Annotated in this window: 18 protein-coding genes and 1 pseudogene; 13 read left to right on the top strand and 6 right to left on the bottom strand. The window is 54.9% G+C overall.

Annotated elements, in window-relative coordinates:
- Positions 1-2: 2 nt before the first annotated feature.
- Together ACHHV8_RS18330 and ACHHV8_RS18325 are read right to left on the bottom strand one after the other, a co-directional pair.
- Positions 3-875 carry an EcsC family protein gene (locus ACHHV8_RS18330; protein ID WP_395160357.1) on the bottom strand — a complete coding sequence of 291 codons (873 nt, stop codon included), beginning with the start codon at positions 873-875 and terminating at the stop codon, positions 3-5.
- A gap of 177 nt (positions 876-1,052) precedes the next feature.
- The gene (locus tag ACHHV8_RS18325; RefSeq protein WP_395160355.1) at positions 1,053-1,538 is read right to left on the bottom strand and encodes a hypothetical protein; all 486 of its coding nucleotides are present in this window, start codon (positions 1,536-1,538) and stop codon (positions 1,053-1,055) included.
- Positions 1,539-1,766: 228 nt separating this feature from the next.
- Between ACHHV8_RS18325 and ACHHV8_RS18320 the strand changes: the two genes are divergently transcribed.
- A complete protein-coding gene (locus ACHHV8_RS18320; protein ID WP_395160353.1) occupies positions 1,767-2,333 on the top strand; it encodes an FAD-dependent oxidoreductase in 567 nt (188 codons plus the stop codon).
- A gap of 90 nt (positions 2,334-2,423) precedes the next feature.
- On the opposite strand, the gene ACHHV8_RS18315 is transcribed toward ACHHV8_RS18320, so the two are convergent.
- From ACHHV8_RS18315 to xerS, 3 genes are all read right to left on the bottom strand, one after another.
- The gene (locus tag ACHHV8_RS18315; protein WP_395160351.1) at positions 2,424-2,888 is read right to left on the bottom strand and encodes a type II toxin-antitoxin system VapC family toxin; all 465 of its coding nucleotides are present in this window, start codon (positions 2,886-2,888) and stop codon (positions 2,424-2,426) included.
- Positions 2,875-3,255: a hypothetical protein gene (locus ACHHV8_RS18310; protein ID WP_395160349.1), complete on the bottom strand. Its 381-nt coding sequence runs from the start codon at positions 3,253-3,255 to the stop codon at positions 2,875-2,877. The genes ACHHV8_RS18315 and ACHHV8_RS18310 overlap by 14 nt, the downstream gene beginning before the upstream one ends.
- 141 nt (positions 3,256-3,396) lie before the next feature.
- Positions 3,397-4,476, bottom strand: a complete 1,080-nt coding sequence (xerS, locus tag ACHHV8_RS18305; protein WP_395160347.1) for a tyrosine recombinase XerS — start codon at positions 4,474-4,476, stop codon at positions 3,397-3,399.
- Positions 4,477-4,740: 264 nt separating this feature from the next.
- Here xerS and ACHHV8_RS18300 point away from each other — a divergent pair.
- From ACHHV8_RS18300 to ACHHV8_RS18245, 12 genes and pseudogenes are all read left to right on the top strand, one after another.
- A pseudogene (locus ACHHV8_RS18300) lies at positions 4,741-5,702 on the top strand (AAA family ATPase).
- 11 nt (positions 5,703-5,713) lie between these two features.
- Positions 5,714-6,865 (top strand): DUF58 domain-containing protein, encoded by a 1,152-nt coding sequence (locus tag ACHHV8_RS18295; protein WP_395160345.1) that lies wholly within the window; start codon positions 5,714-5,716, stop codon positions 6,863-6,865.
- Positions 6,862-8,196, top strand: a complete 1,335-nt coding sequence (locus tag ACHHV8_RS18290; protein WP_395160343.1) for a DUF4129 domain-containing protein — start codon at positions 6,862-6,864, stop codon at positions 8,194-8,196. The genes ACHHV8_RS18295 and ACHHV8_RS18290 overlap by 4 nt, the downstream gene beginning before the upstream one ends.
- A 55-nt stretch (positions 8,197-8,251) precedes the next feature.
- Positions 8,252-8,524 carry a hypothetical protein gene (locus ACHHV8_RS18285; RefSeq protein ID WP_395160341.1) on the top strand — a complete coding sequence of 91 codons (273 nt, stop codon included), beginning with the start codon at positions 8,252-8,254 and terminating at the stop codon, positions 8,522-8,524.
- A 140-nt stretch (positions 8,525-8,664) separates the two neighbouring features.
- Positions 8,665-10,002: an Nramp family divalent metal transporter gene (locus tag ACHHV8_RS18280; protein WP_395163548.1), complete on the top strand. Its 1,338-nt coding sequence runs from the start codon at positions 8,665-8,667 to the stop codon at positions 10,000-10,002.
- Between the two features lie 280 nt (positions 10,003-10,282).
- Positions 10,283-10,546 (top strand): HPr family phosphocarrier protein, encoded by a 264-nt coding sequence (locus ACHHV8_RS18275; protein ID WP_395160339.1) that lies wholly within the window; start codon positions 10,283-10,285, stop codon positions 10,544-10,546.
- A gap of 161 nt (positions 10,547-10,707) precedes the next feature.
- Positions 10,708-11,478: a phosphoribosylformimino-5-aminoimidazole carboxamide ribotide isomerase gene (gene hisA, locus ACHHV8_RS18270; protein WP_395160337.1), complete on the top strand. Its 771-nt coding sequence runs from the start codon at positions 10,708-10,710 to the stop codon at positions 11,476-11,478.
- Positions 11,479-11,544: 66 nt separating this feature from the next.
- Positions 11,545-12,732, top strand: coding sequence for a HEAT repeat domain-containing protein (locus ACHHV8_RS18265; RefSeq protein ID WP_395160335.1), 1,188 nt, complete (start codon positions 11,545-11,547; stop codon positions 12,730-12,732).
- A gap of 100 nt (positions 12,733-12,832) precedes the next feature.
- Positions 12,833-13,768, top strand: a complete 936-nt coding sequence (locus ACHHV8_RS18260; RefSeq protein ID WP_395160333.1) for a D-2-hydroxyacid dehydrogenase — start codon at positions 12,833-12,835, stop codon at positions 13,766-13,768.
- A gap of 179 nt (positions 13,769-13,947) precedes the next feature.
- On the top strand, positions 13,948-14,448 hold the full coding sequence (locus ACHHV8_RS18255) for a GNAT family N-acetyltransferase (RefSeq protein ID WP_395160331.1): 501 nt from the start codon (positions 13,948-13,950) through the stop codon (positions 14,446-14,448).
- Between the two features lie 309 nt (positions 14,449-14,757).
- Positions 14,758-15,243: a DUF1572 family protein gene (locus ACHHV8_RS18250; RefSeq protein ID WP_395160329.1), complete on the top strand. Its 486-nt coding sequence runs from the start codon at positions 14,758-14,760 to the stop codon at positions 15,241-15,243.
- 9 nt (positions 15,244-15,252) lie between these two features.
- Complete coding sequence (locus ACHHV8_RS18245; RefSeq protein ID WP_395160327.1) at positions 15,253-16,050, top strand: GNAT family N-acetyltransferase; 798 nt, start codon at positions 15,253-15,255, stop codon at positions 16,048-16,050.
- A 125-nt stretch (positions 16,051-16,175) separates the two neighbouring features.
- Here the strand turns inward: ACHHV8_RS18245 and ACHHV8_RS18240 are convergent, their stop codons facing one another.
- Positions 16,176-17,153 (bottom strand): aldo/keto reductase, encoded by a 978-nt coding sequence (locus ACHHV8_RS18240; RefSeq protein WP_395160325.1) that lies wholly within the window; start codon positions 17,151-17,153, stop codon positions 16,176-16,178.
- Positions 17,154-17,468 lie beyond the last annotated feature (315 nt).

Below are 17,468 nucleotides of genomic sequence, written 5' to 3'. Positions count from 1 at the left end.
GATTATGGAGCAGCGTCCAGCTTGTGGAGACGCTCCATAATCCGGCGTTTGCGGTAAAGCATACTGCCGGTTTCCGCGACCTGCTGCAGCGCATCCCGATTCATATAGGCTCCGAACAGGGAGCCGGCCAGCGGAACGAGCTGGAACATTTTCTTGAGGCCGAAATTGTCGCGGTACACGGTGATAACCTCCCGCCAGCCCTGCAGCTGGCTCATGACCTGCACCTGCTTGCCGCCGCTCTCGTATTCGGCGAGCTCGTCAAGCACCGCTTTCTTGCCGACGATGTCGGAGGAGGAGAATTGGAGGCATTTGACAATAAAGATCCGTTCGCGGGCTTCCTGCGGATCGTAGCCGTAGCAGAGAGCTATCTCCTGCAGCACCTTAAGCGACAAGCCGAGCATGGCCGGTATGTCGATGGCGATGGTGAACAGGCCGCCGAATCCGGTAGCCGCGCCCTGGACTGTTGCCAGCTTGACGTGGCTTGCCGCCAGCTCGTCAGCAACCTGATCCATCACCTTAAGGGGAAGCTCGGCCGCCTGATTCAAGGTCATCCCGGCTGCGGCGGGACGCTCTTCCTCCTGCGATTCCGGCTGCGCAGCATGCAACGATGCATGGGCCAGGCTCTGCTGCTGCAGCTTATGCAGAATCTCCTGCTGGGAGGTCAGATAATCGCCTCCGGTTTGCACGAATCGGCCGATTTCGTTCAGGGCGGCACCCAATTTATCCTGAATCAGCCTGGGGGTGAATTTGTCCAGCAATGCAAAGGGGAGTCTCCCCAGCTTTTCCCAGAACCATAAGTCTTTCTGGTCGTTTTCCCAATCGATAATGACCTGAAGCTGTTCGTGCAGCTGTTCCCTGGTTTCCATCAATGCCATCCTCTCCCTTTGAATGTCCATACGCAGTAATTGGGAACAGGATTCCGTTTTCGCGATTCAGCGATATCCCGGGCAGGATGCCTCTTGCGTATCCCGTCCGACCGGAAGCGGCTGCATTTTCCTTATGATAGGCCGTATGCTTCCGCTTGATGTAAACCGGCTGAACCTCGTCGAGGCTTACATGCCCACATCCGTGACGGCCGTTTGGATTTTTTGCAGCCGCAAGTATTCATTGCGTTCAAGACCCGGGCGAAAGTAGCTGTATAAATAGGCCGCTTCATGAAATGTCAGCCCGGTGTGACAGACGACTCCCTGGATCGTATGCGGATTATCGAGAATAACCTGCCATTCGCCGTCCCGCTCTTGTACCGGAACCGTTTGCATCAGCTTCGCTTTAATCTCCGTCATGCGATCAAGCTCTTGCCATATGTGCTCCCAAGACGGGCTGAACCGGCCCGGCTCGGGAAAAAGGCGCCTGGCTTTGTCCAGGCAGGAGAGCATCCGCGGCACTTCATCCTCCTGCATGGTTTTGATCTGCTGCTTGATGCTCTCAAGCAGGTGATGGAAGGCGGTATAGCCCCCTTCCTGAACAACGGCCGCCACTGTCTGAAGCTCTGCGTCCGTCGTTGCGCGGGTCAATTGAAGCCATGCCGTATCATTCATGGGTGTACCTCCATAGAATCGAAAGTATGCCGGTTGAAGCGCTGCTGCAAGCGTAAACAACCTTAATTTAGCATAAATGGAAGTTGAAAAAAAGCATCTATGTGAACACGGGCTGCCGCAGCAGCTTCTTTTGACAATAAGTACCAAGTTGTGTAGCATAAAGTATGTTGGGCATGCAGTTCCGTAAGGACTTACTAAATGGTGATTTCAGGAAGGAGCGATGGGTTCATGTTTGATGTGGTTATTATTGGAGCCGGCCCAGCCGGGGCGAGCGCGGCATTGTTTACGGCCAAGGCAGGGAAGAAGACACTGGTGATCGACAGCGATCAAAGCATCACGAAGCGCGCATGGGTGGAGAATCATTACGGCGTAGCGGAGATTACCGGACCGGATCTGGTGGATATCGGCAAGAAGCAGGCGGCCAAGTTCGGCGCGGAGCTGGTAACGGATAAAGTAACGAACGTTGCCAAGGAAGGCGAGGCATTTGCGATCGAGACGGAAAGCGGAACCCGCTACCAAGGAACGCATGTCATTCTGGCAACGGGCCTGCTCGCCGATCTGGCGCAGCATATCGGGGTACAGACCAAACCTGGAACCGAGCCAAGGATCAAAACGGTTATCGACGCCGCTGCGGACGGTAAAACGTCGATCGAAGGCATCTGGGCTGCAGGCACGGCCGCCGGTGTCAGCGTACACACAATCATTACGGCAGGCGACGGAGCCAAAGTGGCGGTTAACGTCATCAGCGAGCTGAACGGCGAACGTTATGTCGATCACGATGTATTGAAGTCGTAATTTAAATACATGGAATATACGAAGAACCGCCGTAGTCCTTGCGCTTATGCAGGAAGGGACTACGGCGGTTCTTTTTGCGGTTGGTTCGTTTTACCACAGGCTGGGGATTACTTTGATCCCCGGTTCGATTTTGGGCAGGAACACATAGCTTGGGTTGAATGTGAAAATGCGCCGGATTTGATAGGTGATCATCACCACGGCCGTGAGCGCTTCGCTCAAGGACAGCTGCAAATCCGGGCAATCCATAATAAGCCGTTTGGATTCGTTTTCGAATTCCGGCGAGCCGGAGATGACGGTCAGGTTGCCGTTGCGGACAGCCTGCTCAATCGTTTCCAGAAAAAATTGCGCCTGCTGGAAGCTGAAATTGGATTTCAGCCACTGGTGCGTGTCAAAGACGACATAGTTGGTCGTAATCAAGCTTCGGTTCAGATCGTCAAGGTCGAGAAACAAAGTGCGTGCCTTGACATAGTAAGGATCGTCCGGATCCATAAAGGCGGTGAAAGCGGTTCGGTCGACAAAGATCGTATGTACGTGCGACGAATCATTCAGCTTCATAGGCCGGTTCTCCAAATGGGCGGAAATTTCGTCTGCTTAATGCGTCAAGCTGCAGCAGCGGATTGCGGTCCAGCTGCTCCCGCGAGAAGGGGGTAACCAGCTCACTGTTTCGATTTGCCCAATATTGTTCTATCATCTGGTGGACTACGGCATCCACCGTGGTTCGCTGCGATTCGGCCAGCTGCAAGCATCGCTCATACGTCTGTTCCTTAAGCTCGATCCACCGGCCGGGCTGTTCTTCGGCCTCGACAAGCTGTTCGGCTTCCTGTTCCGCTTCGTCCGTTTCATCCGCTCCGCCGATCCATTGAGCGGCTGCGGTTCTCCAATGTTCAACCCGGCGCTGCAGCAGCCGTTTGGTTTGTCCCATGGGCTTGCACCTCCGTCCTGAGTATAGAAGGCAGAATATACCAATTATTGGAAATATGCCGCCATCCTACACCTTTCGCAAGGAATCGACAATTTGTGGGGGCAGGAGAGTGTAGACAGCGGAATTTTTGATAAATTAAGCCTATTCCTTGCGGAGATCGATGGCTTCAGCCATCGTTTTATCGGTCAAATGCGCATAAATTTGGGTCGTTTCCGGCGAAGCATGGCCAAGCTGCTCCTGCGTTTTGTACAAATCGTTCTGCAAATAATAATCCGTTGCAAAAGAATGTCTCAGCTTATGCACGGACAAATAAGGCTTGCCGAACCGTTTGGCGTATTTGATCACCATTTCCTGAATGGCGCGCTTGGTCATCCGCTCGCCTTCCTTTTTTCCGTTGGCGACGGCCAGGAACAGTGCTTTCTCCCGCTTGGGGGCTTTATATTGCGACGTTCGAAGCTCCAAATAGTGAAGCAGGTCATCGACGGCCTCCTGGCGGAAATAAACCGGCGTCTTGAACGTATCGTCATTTTTACCCTTGCGATAGACGTGGGTGAGCTTCTTCTTGAGATCAATGTCGTCCACGTTCAAATTGTATACCTCGGATACCCGCAGACCGGAATTGAGAATCAGGCTGATGATGCACGTATCCCTGACTTTATTGCGCTGATAGGAATACAATGCCTGCTTGTTATTGACTACATCCTGCTCATAGCCCCGCTGCACATAGTCGAGAAACTCCATAATTTCCGATTCCTGCAGCAGCTTGCCTTCGAGCTTGGCAGCCGTATCCTTCGGCTTATGCGTCCGCTTGATCTCGACCTTGGCCATCACGTTGCGTTTGAGCAGCGGGTAGAAGTTCTCATCTTCGGCAATCTGGCTCAAATAATGAAACAGGGAACGAAGGGAGGAAAGCTTGCGGGAGATCGTCGTCTTCGTATTCGCGTTCTCCTTGCGGGTGGATAAGAACATGCGGAAGTTATCAATGCTCTCCATGTGCAGCGTCTCCAGCGCTTCAATCGGGATGTCCCGGATGGAGGGAGCCTCGGCCAGTCCTTCGGCCAGCATCCACGTTAAGAACGCATCATAGTCCCGCACATATTCGAGCAGGGAAGAAGGAGACAGGTCCGGGAGCTTGTAATTGATGAATTTCTCCACATACCACGGCATGGAAGGAAGCCTTTTATCCAGCTCATGGCGGTCCTTGACTTTCAGTAAATTCATGGCAGCTCACCTCATTTGTAAGTATAGTACAGACCCAACGGGATGAAAAGCGGCGGAAATGTACGAATTTTCCATTCAGTGTTATAGTAGAGAAAGGATGAAAACGCTTAGATGAAGAGCTTCGGAACGAAGCCCTTTTGGCGTATATGCGCTTATTTAATAATGCATTCAATTGATGAGCAGCCGTATTCGGGGCGGTTCCCAGCCTGACGGAAAGGGAAATCCGCCTTCTTTACGCGCTTGCCGAACCGGGAGGATATGTATATGCAGCTGGAGCAAATTCAAGCATTGGCGGACCGTATTCGGGTGAATATCGGTCAGGTGGTTGTGGGTAAGGAAGAGGTAGTGGAAAAAATGCTCATTGCCCTCATCGCCTCGGGACATATTTTGTTGGAGGACGTGCCCGGCACCGGGAAAACCCTGCTGGCCAAGGCCATGGCCAAATCGCTGAACTGCGATTTCAAGCGGATTCAGTTTACGCCGGACCTGCTTCCGACGGATTTGAGCGGCATCCATTTCTTCAATCAAAAAAGCACGGAATTCGAATTCCGTCCCGGCCCTTTGTTCACCAATTTGCTGCTGGCCGATGAAATCAACCGCGCGACGCCGCGCACCCAGTCCAGTCTTCTGGAATGCATGGAGGAGCGGCAGGTCAGTATCGACGGCGAGACGTTCCGGCTTGCCCGGCCGTTTCTTGTCATCGCGACGCAGAACCCGCTGGAGCAGCAGGGGCCTTCCCGCTGCCCGAGGCGCAGCTGGACCGGTTCCTGTTCAAGGTGAAGATGGGCTATCCGAGCACGGAAGAAGGGCTGGCCATACTCAAGCGGTTCAAGGAGGACAATCCGCTCGAGCGGATCGACGGCGTCGCGACCGCGGAGGACATTGCCGCCGCTCAAGAGCATTACTCCGCCGTTGCCGTCCATGACGATGTGCTCGCCTACCTGCTGCAGCTTGTGGAACGGACCCGCTCCCACGGAGAAGTGGCGATCGGCGTCAGCCCCCGGGGCAGCCAGGCGCTGCTGAAGGCCGCCCAGGTGGCCGCGCTGCTCCAGGGCAGAGACTTCGTCACGCCGGACGACGTGAAGCGGATGGCGAAGCCCGTGCTGGCACACCGGATCTTGGTGAAAGGGACGCTAAGAACCCGCTCCGAGACGGCGGAGGCGATCATCGACGCCATTATAAGGGACGTCCCCGTTCCGTCCGAGCCGATGGCTCGTTCCCGTTAGGAGTGGGCGCTGTGGGGATTCATTGGTTTTTGCTCGTGGCTCTGCTGCTGCTTGGCGTGCAGGCCTTCTTGTTCCGGTTATTCGGAAGCAGGGGCTTGACCTACGAACGGCGGTTCAGCGTTCCGGCCTGCTATGAGGGCCAGGAGGTGGAGCTGGTGGAGAGAATTGCGAACCGGAGCCTGCGTCCGCTTCCCTGGCTGCGGCTGGAAGCGCTGCTTCATGCGAGCCTCCGGTTTCAGAAGCAGGCTAATCTGGACATCGATGCGGGAGCGATGTTTCAGAATCATAAAAGCTTTTTCAGTCTGATGCCCTTCACGCAGATTACCCGGCGGCACCGGATTCTGTGCACCAAGCGCGGCTGCTACCGCCTGAATACGGCATCGCTGACCAGCGGGGATCTGCTCGGTATGTACAGCCGGACGCTTCGGCTGACGCTGGATGCCGAGCTGCTGGTGTACCCGAAGCCTGCCGATCTGCAGGAGCTGCAGCTTCCTTCCCACAGCTGGCATGGAGACATTTCCGTAAGGCGCTGGATTGTCGACGATCCGTTCATGAGAAGCGGAACGCGCGAATACCAGCCGGGCGATCCGCTGAACGGCATCCATTGGAAGGCGACCGCCCGGAGCGGGAGGCTGCAGGTGCATCAGCGCGATTACACCGCAGATCACCGGCTGATGATCTACCTGAACGTGGAAGACCATGCGACGATGTGGAGAGAGGTCAACGATGAAGCCATGTTCGAGCAGGGCATGTCCTATGCGGCGGGAATCGCCGAGTATGCTATTGCCCAAGGGATCGAAACGGGCTTTGCGACGAACGCTTATGCGATAGACCGCCCGAAGGATGCGGTGCGCGTAGAGCCGAGGAACGGGCCGGAGCAGCTGGAGCTGCTGCTCGCTACGATGGCGCGGACGGTTGTCGCGAGAAGAGTTCCGTTCGATACGCTGCTGGAGGAAGAGGCTGAGCTCGGCTTAACGAATTGCGATATCATTATTTTATCGGCCTATGTCAGCGATAAAATGGAGCCGCCGATGCAGCGGCTTCGTTATCTGGGCAATGCGGTGGAGGTATGGCCGCTGGACTCCGCGGCTAGTCCGGCTTCTTCCTCCACCGATAGCAAGGCGAACCATGCCGCTTCTGCGGAGGAGGAGAGCGCATCGTGAACAAGCAAACATTCGGCGCGGGCATTGTCCGCGTACTGCTTCAAGGAGCTGTCGAGCTGCTGCTGTTCTTCCCGCTGCTGCTGCTTCTAGCAGCGGCCGCTCCGCCCGAGCTGCCGCTGTGGCGCTGGGCGGGCGCCCTGCCTTTATGCTATGCGGCCGGTTATGCGGTCAACCGCAGGTTTGCCATCCGGCGCTTCTACTTGCTGTTAGCGGCGGCACTGGTACTTAGCGCCGTATATACGCTGCTCGTATCCGGCCTTTCCTGGAGCAGCTGCTGGCTGCTGCCGGTCAGCTGGCTGCTCGTATACCGGGGAGCCAAGCTGGCGTCGATCCCATGGCGGATCTATTTTCAAATCAAATGGTATCTCGTCGGACTGCTGCTTTATTTTGCAGCTTCCATCGCGTTTCACACCATTCCTTCATTCCAGGCATCGATCCCTCTCTTGAACTTCGCAGGGCTTGCAGCGCTTCTCGTTACGCTGGTTATGGCCAATCAGGCCAACGTTCAGCAGGAGACGCTATCGGGCGACAGAGAGCCCGCCGTGGCATCGGCCGTGCTGCGCAACAACCGGCTGCTGATCGGTCTGCTGGCTGCTGCAACGCTGGCCGTTGTCTGGTTCCGCAAGCTCCAGCAGGCTGCCGATTGGCTGAGGCGGCAGCTGGTCGCATTCATCGAGTGGCTGATGAACCGGCCGGCTGAGCCGGAAGCGCCTCCGGCGGCCCCGCAGCCCCCTGCACAGCCGCCCCAGCTGCCTCCGGGGGGAGAGCCTGCCGCATGGCTGGTGTGGCTCGAGAAGCTGGCTTACGTCCTTGTGGGCATCCTGCTGGCCGCTGCCGCCATCTACCTGATTTACAGGCTGAGCGGACGGCTGGCCGCGCTGATCAAACGCTGCTTCCGGTGGCTGACCGGCTGGCTGAACCGCGCCGAACGCGTTCAGGACACAGGCTATCACGACGAGGTGGAACGGCTGATGACCTGGGAATTGTGGAAGGAATCGCAGGCCGATCGCTGGAAGCGGTGGAGGCAATCCCGCGCCGGACGCGGAACGAAATGGGAGGACTTAACCGATAATCGCGAACGTGCCAGGCATTTGTACCGCTTGTTTCTGCAAAGGGCGGAAACAGGGGGGTACAGCGCCAAGGCTGAACTGACGGCGCGGGAGACAGTGCTGGAAGTTGAGGAGCGGGGAACGTCGGGACTTCCCTCCGAAGCGGCCGAACGGCTTGCTAACCTCTATGATAAGGCGCGCTACGGCGGCGGCACCATTGCGGATGAAGAGCTGCGGCCCGTCGCTCAAGACGTCAGGAATAAAAAGGAAGGCGCCTCTTGAATTAGCGTTCCGTTTTCATTATAATTTTCAACAAATATGATAATTGTTTAGAAGGGTGAATCCATTGATCCGTATCCAATCCGCCTCGATGACCCACAGCAAGGAAGAAGGCTATGTGGGGCAGGTCGAGTTTCAAGTCGAAGGGCATAAATATCCTTACGAAATCACGTTACACAGCACTAAAGGCAAGGAATGGAGCTATGGGCTGCATTTTCTTGAGCAGTCGGGAAGCGAAGAGGACATTCTGGCAGTAGAGGATTTGCTGGAGGAAGAGGACGAATATTTCGACCAGCTTGTCGAAGCTGCAAAAAATAGCTTGCAAAACTAGCAACTTTTGACGGGGACCGCCATATACTTGAGCATGAGCGGCCCGTTTTTTTGTCAAAATGTTGCATGAGGACAACAAAGTTAGCTTGGTGCACCAAAGAGGCGTTGCATACAGAAAGAGGTGTTCTTATGCGTAAAGAAATGGAGATCGATTCCGTGGAGGCGGAGGCTTGGCGCAATGAGACGCAGCTTCCGTCGCTTCCCGAGGTTTACCGATCCATGCGAGTGCCCAAAAAGGGAACATGGTTCCGCAAATTTTTGGCGTTTGTCGGTCCGGGATATTTGGTAGCTGTAGGATATATGGACCCAGGGAACTGGGCGACGGATATTGCGGGAGGCTCTTTGTTCGGCTACACGCTGCTCTCCGTCATCTTGCTGTCCAACCTGATGGCGATGCTGCTTCAGGCTTTGGCAGGCAAACTGGGGATTGTGACCGGCAGAGACCTGGCACAGGCCTGCAGGGACCATTACAGCAAGCCGGTGTCCGTGGTGCTCTGGTTATTGTGCGAGCTGGCCATCGCGGCCTGTGACCTCGCGGAGGTGATCGGGTCGGCGATTGCGCTCAACCTGCTGTTCGGGATACCGCTTCTGTACGGCGTTATTATTACCGCGCTGGATGTGCTTGTCGTCCTGCTGCTGCAAAATAAGGGCTTTCGCTTTATCGAATCGCTGGTCATCGTGCTGATGATTACCATAGGAGGATGCTTCGTCACCGAAATGGTGCTTTCGAAGCCCGAAATCGGAGGCATCGCACGCGGCTTCATTCCTAGCGCGGAGATCATTACGAACCCGATGATGCTGTACATTGCCATCGGTATTCTGGGCGCGACGGTCATGCCGCACAATTTGTATTTGCATTCCTCCATCGTGCAGACGCGGCAGTTCGACCGCACCTACGAGGGGAAGAAACAGGCGATCCGCTTTGCGACCTGGGATTCGTCTATCGCTTTATTTTTCGCTCTGTTTATTAACGCGGCCATTCTTATTCTGTCCGCGGCAACGTTTCACCGGGCGGGAATGACCGATATTGCGGAGATCGAAGACGCCTACCATATGCTGACACCGCTTCTGGGAACGGCAGTAGGCAGTGTTTTGTTCGGGGTGGCGCTGCTCGCCTCCGGCCAGAACTCGACCTTGACCGGCACGTTGGCGGGACAGATTGTTATGGAAGGCTTTCTTAATATCCGTCTGCCGGGCTGGCTGCGCCGCCTGATTACCCGGATGATCGCGATTATTCCCGCGGTTATCGTGACGGCGATTGCGGGCGAGAGCGGCACGGCGAAGCTGCTTATTCTAAGCCAGGTTATCCTTTCCCTGCAGCTGTCCTTTGCGGTTATCCCGCTTGTGATGTTTACCAATGACAAGAAGAAGATGGGACGGTTCGCCAATAAATCCTGGTTGAAGGTACTGTCGTGGGTTGTTGCGGGAATCATTGCCGTGCTGAATGCTTATTTATTGTTTCAAACGTTCTGGGGATAACGGGCGGCATCGCCGCTTTTCGTACATGAGATGTACAATGCAAGCCGTGGGAAAGACAGTCAGGCTGAATCCGTTCATGCCGAGGCTGTCTTTTTTGACGGCGGAATCATTGACAGATCCGACTATTTTGTGGAAAATATTAACACGCAATTTCTTTCGTAAAATCGCACTGCAAACGCTTACCCTGAGCAGGTAAATTGTGTATAATAGGGAGCACAAGCTTGTACTCTTATGCATAAAATAAACTTACATTTAAGCAACTGTCGATCGGAGGAGCCATATGAGAGTGCATGAAATGATCATCACAAATGAATTCCAGCCCCAGTATTTGCAATGGATTGCACACCGGGCCAGCATGTACCGTTCGGATATCCGAATCCGCTTTGAGAAGGACAACATTTTGCTGGATGCCAAGAGCATACTCGGGATGATGATTTTACCTTTCCGGCCGGGAACGGTCATTACCGTACAAACTAAAGGGATGGATGAGGAGGAGGCAATTGAGGAAATGTGCCTTCTGCTGGAAAATAAATCAATCCAATAACAGGCGGAAGACAGCTGGAAGTCGCAGGCTGTCTTTTTTTAACCTATATAAATGAAGGCCGTTTTTATCAGGAGTATAGGGAGTACTACCTAAAATCATCCTTTTCATGGTAGTATAGTGGTTAGAACTTGTAATTACTTCTAGGAAAGTAGGGACATGCATTGAATTTTCGGCCTTGTATCGATCTGCATCAAGGGAAGGTCAAGCAAATTGTAGGCGAAACCTTGAATGGTCAGCGCCCCGTAATAGAAAATTTCGTCTCCGACTTGTCCTCCGCTCATTACGCCGACATGTTTCGCCAGGATGGATTGCGCGGCGGGCACGTCATTATGCTTGGAGGCGGCAACGAAGAGGCCGCGATACAAGCGCTGCAGGCTTATCCCGGCGGACTGCAAATCGGAGGAGGGATTACCGCGGACAATGCGGCCCGCTATTTGGAGCAAGGGGCGTCGCATGTGGTGGTCACCTCGTATATTTTTCAGAACGGCGAGCTGAACAAGGATCATTTACATAAAATTGTTGCCGAGGTGGGCAAAGACAGGCTGGTGATCGACCTCAGCTGCAAAGAGAAGGACGGCAAATGGTTCGTCGTGACGAACCAATGGAAAACCTTCAGCTCCTTTGAAGTCAAACGCAGCCATCTGCAGGAGCTGGAGGGCTGCTGCGACGAGTTCCTCGTGCATGCGGTGGATGTGGAAGGCAAACGCACCGGGATTCATGAGCAGCTGATCGGGCATTTGGCGGATTGCGTAACCATTCCTACAACCTATGCCGGAGGGGCGCGTTCCCTGGACGATCTTGAGCTGTTCCACCGGCTGAGCCGAGGGAAGCTGGACATCACCATCGGCAGCGCACTGGATATATTCGGGGGCAATCTGCCGTACCGTCAAGTGGTGGATTACTGCCGCGGATTGAATGCGCACGCCGGATAACAAAGATGGACAGTCGTTTTCGGAAACGAAAGTACGAATATAACTAGAGTTGGGGGACCACGCACAATGAATCCATATGAAGACTTAGGCGGGCTTGGCCGCCATTATTTGCAGGCAGATTCTTACGGAGCGGCGGCATTCTGCTTTTACCGGGCGCTGCTGGAGGATCGGGGTAACGGCAACGCATGGAACGGACTTGTGCTTGCTTTGAGCCTGATGCGCAAGGAAGACGACTCGCAGACGGTGCTGGCGCGTTTCGCGCTTCAGCCGGGACTGACGTTTGACCGGGACATGGTTACGTTCGTCATGATGCTCTGGCAGCAGAATCCGCATGCCCTGTCTCAATGGGTTCGTCAGGTTCTGCAGATGAACGGGGTCAGCGAGCAGGACAAGCAGGCTCTTGCTCCCATGGCAGACGAGCTGGAAGCCGCTTATCAGGGGCTGGTGGATCAATACGGCGAAGAGGTGCTTCAGAACCAGGGCATGCTGAGCCTGGAGCAGTATGCGGGAAGACGGATTGAATTGGATTGGCTTATGGAGGAGTCGTTTGACACGATTCTGGAGCATGTGAAGCAATGGCTGGAAGACCCGAATATGGTGCTGCCTGCCGTGCGTCTTCTGTGCATGCTGCCCGATGTCCGCAGCGAGAAGCTGCTGCGCCGCGTATGCCGCAACGAGAAGATCGATCCGAAGGTCAGAACGCATGCGCTGCTGGCTCTCCGCTGGTTAGGCGTGCGGGGCAACGCCGCGCTGAATAAGTTCGAGGAATCGTTCATCATCAGCCTGGACAATCCGGAGCCTGAGCTGACCGTTTCGGTGCCTGCGGTGTACAAGCCGGTGCTTGACCGGATGAAGCTGTGGGTCGCGAAGCAGCAGGGTCTTGTGACGCCTGCGCAATATGAGGAGATTGCTTCTACGGATGAGGTGGAGCTGCCGGAAGCGATTGTCGAGAAGCTGAATGAAGCGGACGTGCCGAGCGTGCTGCAGGAAGTGGCGCATATGCTGATCCGCGCCGCTTACGATCAGTATTACCCGCTCGTGCCGAAAATTAGCGGTACCCGTCAATGGGCCGCGGCGCTCTTAATGCTGATGAAGGATTATGCCGAAGGCTTCCAGGGAACTTGGCCTTACGGCGAGCCGGAGCAGGATCAGACGGCGGTTCTTCACCGCAACTGGCTGCTGAGCGCCAGCCCGGATTATTATGATTTGATTGAAGCGGCAAGAAAACAAATGGCCGAGTTGCAGCAGGGTTAGCCTTCAGGCTGCCTTGGTAACGAATTCAGTATGGAAAGACCCGTAAACCGATAGGTGTTTCGGGTCTTTTATATTTGACAGCATGAAGGGGCGGAATCTATTGAGTACGATACAAAATATTGTGGTCACCGGCCGGATGTACCGGGAGCTGGAGCCGCTGCTTCGGCAGCGCAGCGATAAGAGCTTTCGGTTCCTGGCGGAAGCGGACCTGACCGCGGAGGATTACGATTGGACGGATGCTTTCGTAGGGTTTCGTCCACCGCCTGGGTTCCGGCTGGAAGGGCTGCAGTGGGTTCACGCGCTGGGGGCGGGCGTGGACGCTTTCGTGCACAGCCGCGAATGGCTGCCTGGCGTGCTGCTGACGAGAACGATAGGCGTATTCGGACGCCAAATCAGCGAGTACTGCTTAAGCTATATGCTGGCTGAAGCGCAGCATCACGGACGTTTCAGAGCGCAGCAGCGGGAGCGGAGCTGGGTGCCGCATACGCCCAGGCCGCTTGCCGGGCAAACGGCCGTTATTTTCGGAACGGGGACGATCGGTCAGGAGGTCGCCCGCCAGCTTTCCTTCTTCGGCATGCAGGTGTCGGGCGTATCGCGAAGCGGCGGCCGCAAGCCTTATTTTGCAAGCAATGTAACGCTGGCCTCCTGTACCGGACTGCTGGAGTCCGCCGACTGGGTTATCAACACGCTGCCGCTCACGCGGGAGACGAATCAGTTGTTCGATGAGCGGCTGTTCGGAGCCATGAAGCAAAGCGGATTTATTCATGTGGGGCGAGGCGCTTCGGTTAAGCCGGAGGCTCTGCTGCGGGCGCTCGACGCGGGGCAGGTGCGCCTGGCCGTGCTGGATGTTTTTGCCGAAGAGCCGCTTGCCGAGAGCTCGCCGCTGTGGGATCATCCGGGCATTATCGTTACCCCTCATATTTCCGCAGTGACGGGACCCGAGGAGGCGGCCGCTGACTTTTTGAAAGTGCTGGACGGTGTCGACAAGGGAATGCCGCCCAAGGAGCATCTGGTCGATTTGCAGCAAGGCTATTGATTCCTGGCCGGGAGAGGTGATGAACAGGCAGTTGGGCTGGAACCGCTGAGAAACTAGCGGAGGTGGCGGAAACGTCCTGAAGAAGCGTGAGCGTTGGCCTTTGTATCGGTCGGTGGAAGGGAACTCCATATAGAACCCCGAAGGATAGAGTAATCCATGACGGTAAAGGAGCATAGAGCATGCTGGTGCACAAGGTGGACATGAGTGATTATTCGGCCGTCCTCTCGCTGTTTAAAGCGGTGAAAAAAGAGCTGGCGAAGCAGGGGAACGACCAATGGAAATGGATCTATCCCAACAGGTTCACGCATAAGAAAGATATTGCCGAAGGCTCCATGTACGGCGTCAAGGAAGGGAACGGCTTCGCGGGCGTCATTACTTGGGACGATAAGCAGCATGAGAAATATGCGAATTTAGCATGGAAAGACAGCAGCGGGAAAGTCAGCTGTATTCACAGGCTTGCCGTGCATCCGGAGCAGCAGGGCCGCGGCTTGGGTAAAAAGCTGCTGCTATACGCGGAAGGGCAGGCGAAGTCGGCAGGCTGTACAAGCGTGAGAATTGAGGTTTACAGCGCGAATGCAGGAGCCCTCGCCCTCTATGAGAAATACGGGTACGAGCGAGTCGGCGAAGTGAGCTATCCGATGAGAAAGCATGCTTATATTGCGATGGAGAAGCGTCTCTGAAGCGGGGGATGAATGCTGGTGTCGGCGCAAGAGTGCAGATGCTGGCATGAATACAGATGTCAATGGGATGAATGCAGAAGTTTGTAGAGGGTATGGAATGCAGATGCCAGGCGGTATGAATCAGGTATCAGCGGAAAATGAATGCAGGCGCCAGCAGTATGGACGAAGGTGACAGCGTACAATGTACATGTCAGCGATATGATGCAGATGTGGAGCGTGAGAGCCCTGTTCTGCCATGCCGGCAATTGCGAGGAAATATTTTATAGGCTGCGGGTTATTATCCAACGGTAAAATCAGGAGCGTGAGCATATGGAACTGAAGCTTATCCGCCATTGGCTTGTTTTCAAATTTACCGACTTGAAGAATCGAACGCAGTTCGTGCTGGAGCAGCTGAACGACGAACAGGTCAATTGGCGTCCGGAGGGGGAGAGCAACAGCATATCGAACCTTATTTATCATATGGGCGAGAACATCAGGGAACGAATCGGCAAGGGGATTCTTGGGGTGGATTACACACGCGACCGCGACCGGGAGTTCGCCGACATGCGGATAAGCCGGGCGGAGGCGCAGGAGCTGTTGACGGCTCGCTTTGCCGAGCTCATCCGCACGGCGGAGACTTTGCCCGAGGCGGCTTGGTTTCAGACGCAGCGTGTCCGTCAGCAGGAGAAGACGAATCTGGACATTTTGCTTCAAAGCGCTGCCCATTTCTCGGAGCATGTAGGCCAAATTTTATATATTGCCAAAATGTGCTTGGGGGAGCGGTACCAGTCCGCTTCTATCCCTAAGAAGAAATAGGAGGATAGTATGCCGATCCTGGGAATAGCTGTCGTCATGTTAGCGGCAATCCTTGTATGCCTATTGGCAGCCCCTTACGGTACGCTGCTCATCATAGCGGGAACGTTCGGGCTGGTGTTGAGTATGTCACTTGCAAACCAGCGAATGCGCGGCGATCTGCAAAAAATAAAAGAAAAGCTGGGGATCGAGGAGCAGGACGATTTCCATCTGTCCGATGAGCAAATTGAGACGGAGCTGGAGCAAGAGCTTGCGGCTGAGGATCGAAGAAATGAGCTATCAGTGAACGAGGAAGCGCCGCCGTCCGTAACGTTGCGCACCATCCGGCAGGACGAGGCCGAAGCTTATTGGAAGCTGAGGCTGGAAGGGCTGCGGACGAATCCGGAGGCTTTCGCTTCCTCCTACGAAGAATCCGTCGATCTATCCCTGGAGGCTGTGAAGCAAAGAATGGGTTCAGGAGAAGACAATTATATTCTGGGAGCATACAACAGCCAGGGGGAACTGGTCGGCATGACCGGATTTGTCCGTGAGGGGAAGCGGAAGCTGAGGCACAAAGGCTTGATTTGGGGCGTATATGTATCGCCGGCCTTTCAAGGTCAGGGAATCGCCGGACGGCTGCTGAACGAGGTGATTGCTCGCGGCGAGAAACAGGAGGGCCTGGAGCAGATCCATCTGGCCGTCACCAAAGGAAACGAGCCGGCGGTTCGGCTGTACACCAAGACGGGGTTTGAAGTGTACGGCACGGAGAAGCATGCGCTCCAAATCAATGGACGCAGCTACGACGAGCTGCTGATGGCTTATTATTACTAAGCTTATTTGACTGATGAATACGGCGGCGGGTCATCGTTTATGAAAAAAAGGCTGTACCCGTCCGTTCCGGGGCACAGCCTCTTCGCGTGGATCGCAGCCATCCGCGGCTCGCGAACCAAGCGCGTTTATAATTCGTCTAAAGTCGAGCGTGTCACATCAAAATCGCCGGCGGCGCGGCGCGCTAGGCTGTCGATTCGCTTCAATACGTCCGGCTTCAGAGTTATTTCCAGCGCTTTGCTATTTTCCAATAAATAAGCGGTTCTTTTGGTGCCCGGAATCGGCACGATATCGTTTCCTTGGCTGAGCACCCAAGCGAGCGCGATTTGAGCCGGCGTGGCTTCATGCTCCTGCGCGATGCTTTCGAGCTCCGCAAGCAGCTCCAGATTTTGCTTCAGGTTCTTACCCTGAAAGCGCGTAAAGTGACGCCGGATATCCGTCTTCTGCAAGTCTTCAGACTGCTTAAACCGGCCTGCCAAAAATCCTTTACCCAGCGGGCTGTAGGCTGCTATCCCAATGCCGAGCCTGCGCGCCGTCTGAAACGCTTCCTCGATTTCGCGGCTCCACAAGGAATATTCCGCTTGCAAGGCTGCAATGGGGTGGACCGCGCCGGCGCGGATCAAAGCATTCGCGTCTACATTCGAAAGCCCGAGAAAGCGGACTTTTCCTTCCTGTACCAGCTCGGCCATGGCTCCGACGGTTTCCTCGACAGGGACATCGGGATCGGGCATATGATGGTAGTACAAGTCGATATGGTCCATGCCCAGCCGGCGCAAGCTGGCTTCCGCGGCTTTTTTAACATACTTAGGCGTCCCGTCGAACCCCGATATGTTTCCTTCCGCATCGCGGACGACTCCGAATTTGGTGGCGATTAACGCTTCCGAACGCCGGTTTTTTAAAGCTTTGCCTATCAGCGTCTCATTCGCTCCGCCGATTCCGTACATATCCGCGGTATCGAACAAAGTAATGCCCAAATCCAGCGCCTGATGCAGGGCGGCAATCGATTCGGCTTCATCCGTTACTCCATAAAATTCAGACATACCCATGCATCCAAGTCCGATAGCGGACACTTCCAGGCCGCCCAAACTCCGTTTGCCGATCCTCATCTGCCATTCTCCTTTGTAAACCGAATCCCGGTTGTATGAAGCCGGGAGTGTGGTCCTTGATCTATTGCCGCCCCGCGGAAGCAGCTATTAAACTATAAAAGATAATTCGAAAAAAGAATAGACTTTTTGTTTCGGATAAGATATTCTAAGGCTAGGGTACGCCCCTTGAGGTAAATGTAAATAATTACCATTTATATACAAAAACAAAGGCACTCGGACAACTTGTTGTCGCGAGTGCCTTTGTTTTTTACCTGTATTTCTTCCGGCGGGCTGCTAGTGCGTTACTTCACGGACGAGGTCAGAGAGCTGCGCATT

The organism is Paenibacillus sp. TAB_01 (genome assembly GCF_043945595.1).
Lineage (GTDB): Bacteria > Bacillota > Bacilli > Paenibacillales > NBRC-103111 > Paenibacillus_S.
Note: the sequence above shows the minus strand (reverse complement) of the source record. Positions and strands in the feature narration are given on the sequence as shown.

Excerpts from the sequence above, each read along its gene's own strand:
- ACHHV8_RS18265 (WP_395160335.1), top strand. The coding sequence starts at position 11,545 with ATGAATCCATATGAAGACTTAGGCGGGCTTGGCCGCCATTATTTGCAG.
- ACHHV8_RS18320 (WP_395160353.1), top strand. The coding sequence starts at position 1,767 with ATGTTTGATGTGGTTATTATTGGAGCCGGCCCAGCCGGGGCGAGCGCG.
- ACHHV8_RS18310 (WP_395160349.1), bottom strand. The coding sequence starts at position 3,255 with ATGGGACAAACCAAACGGCTGCTGCAGCGCCGGGTTGAACATTGGAGA.
- ACHHV8_RS18250 (WP_395160329.1), top strand. The coding sequence starts at position 14,758 with ATGGAACTGAAGCTTATCCGCCATTGGCTTGTTTTCAAATTTACCGAC.
- xerS (WP_395160347.1), bottom strand. The coding sequence starts at position 4,476 with ATGAATTTACTGAAAGTCAAGGACCGCCATGAGCTGGATAAAAGGCTT.
- ACHHV8_RS18240 (WP_395160325.1), bottom strand. The coding sequence starts at position 17,153 with ATGAGGATCGGCAAACGGAGTTTGGGCGGCCTGGAAGTGTCCGCTATC.
- ACHHV8_RS18330 (WP_395160357.1), bottom strand. The coding sequence starts at position 875 with ATGGCATTGATGGAAACCAGGGAACAGCTGCACGAACAGCTTCAGGTC.
- ACHHV8_RS18275 (WP_395160339.1), top strand. The coding sequence starts at position 10,283 with ATGAGAGTGCATGAAATGATCATCACAAATGAATTCCAGCCCCAGTAT.
- ACHHV8_RS18325 (WP_395160355.1), bottom strand. The coding sequence starts at position 1,538 with ATGAATGATACGGCATGGCTTCAATTGACCCGCGCAACGACGGACGCA.
- ACHHV8_RS18280 (WP_395163548.1), top strand. The coding sequence starts at position 8,665 with ATGGAGATCGATTCCGTGGAGGCGGAGGCTTGGCGCAATGAGACGCAG.
- ACHHV8_RS18315 (WP_395160351.1), bottom strand. The coding sequence starts at position 2,888 with ATGAAGCTGAATGATTCGTCGCACGTACATACGATCTTTGTCGACCGA.
- ACHHV8_RS18245 (WP_395160327.1), top strand. The coding sequence starts at position 15,253 with ATGCCGATCCTGGGAATAGCTGTCGTCATGTTAGCGGCAATCCTTGTA.
- ACHHV8_RS18255 (WP_395160331.1), top strand. The coding sequence starts at position 13,948 with ATGCTGGTGCACAAGGTGGACATGAGTGATTATTCGGCCGTCCTCTCG.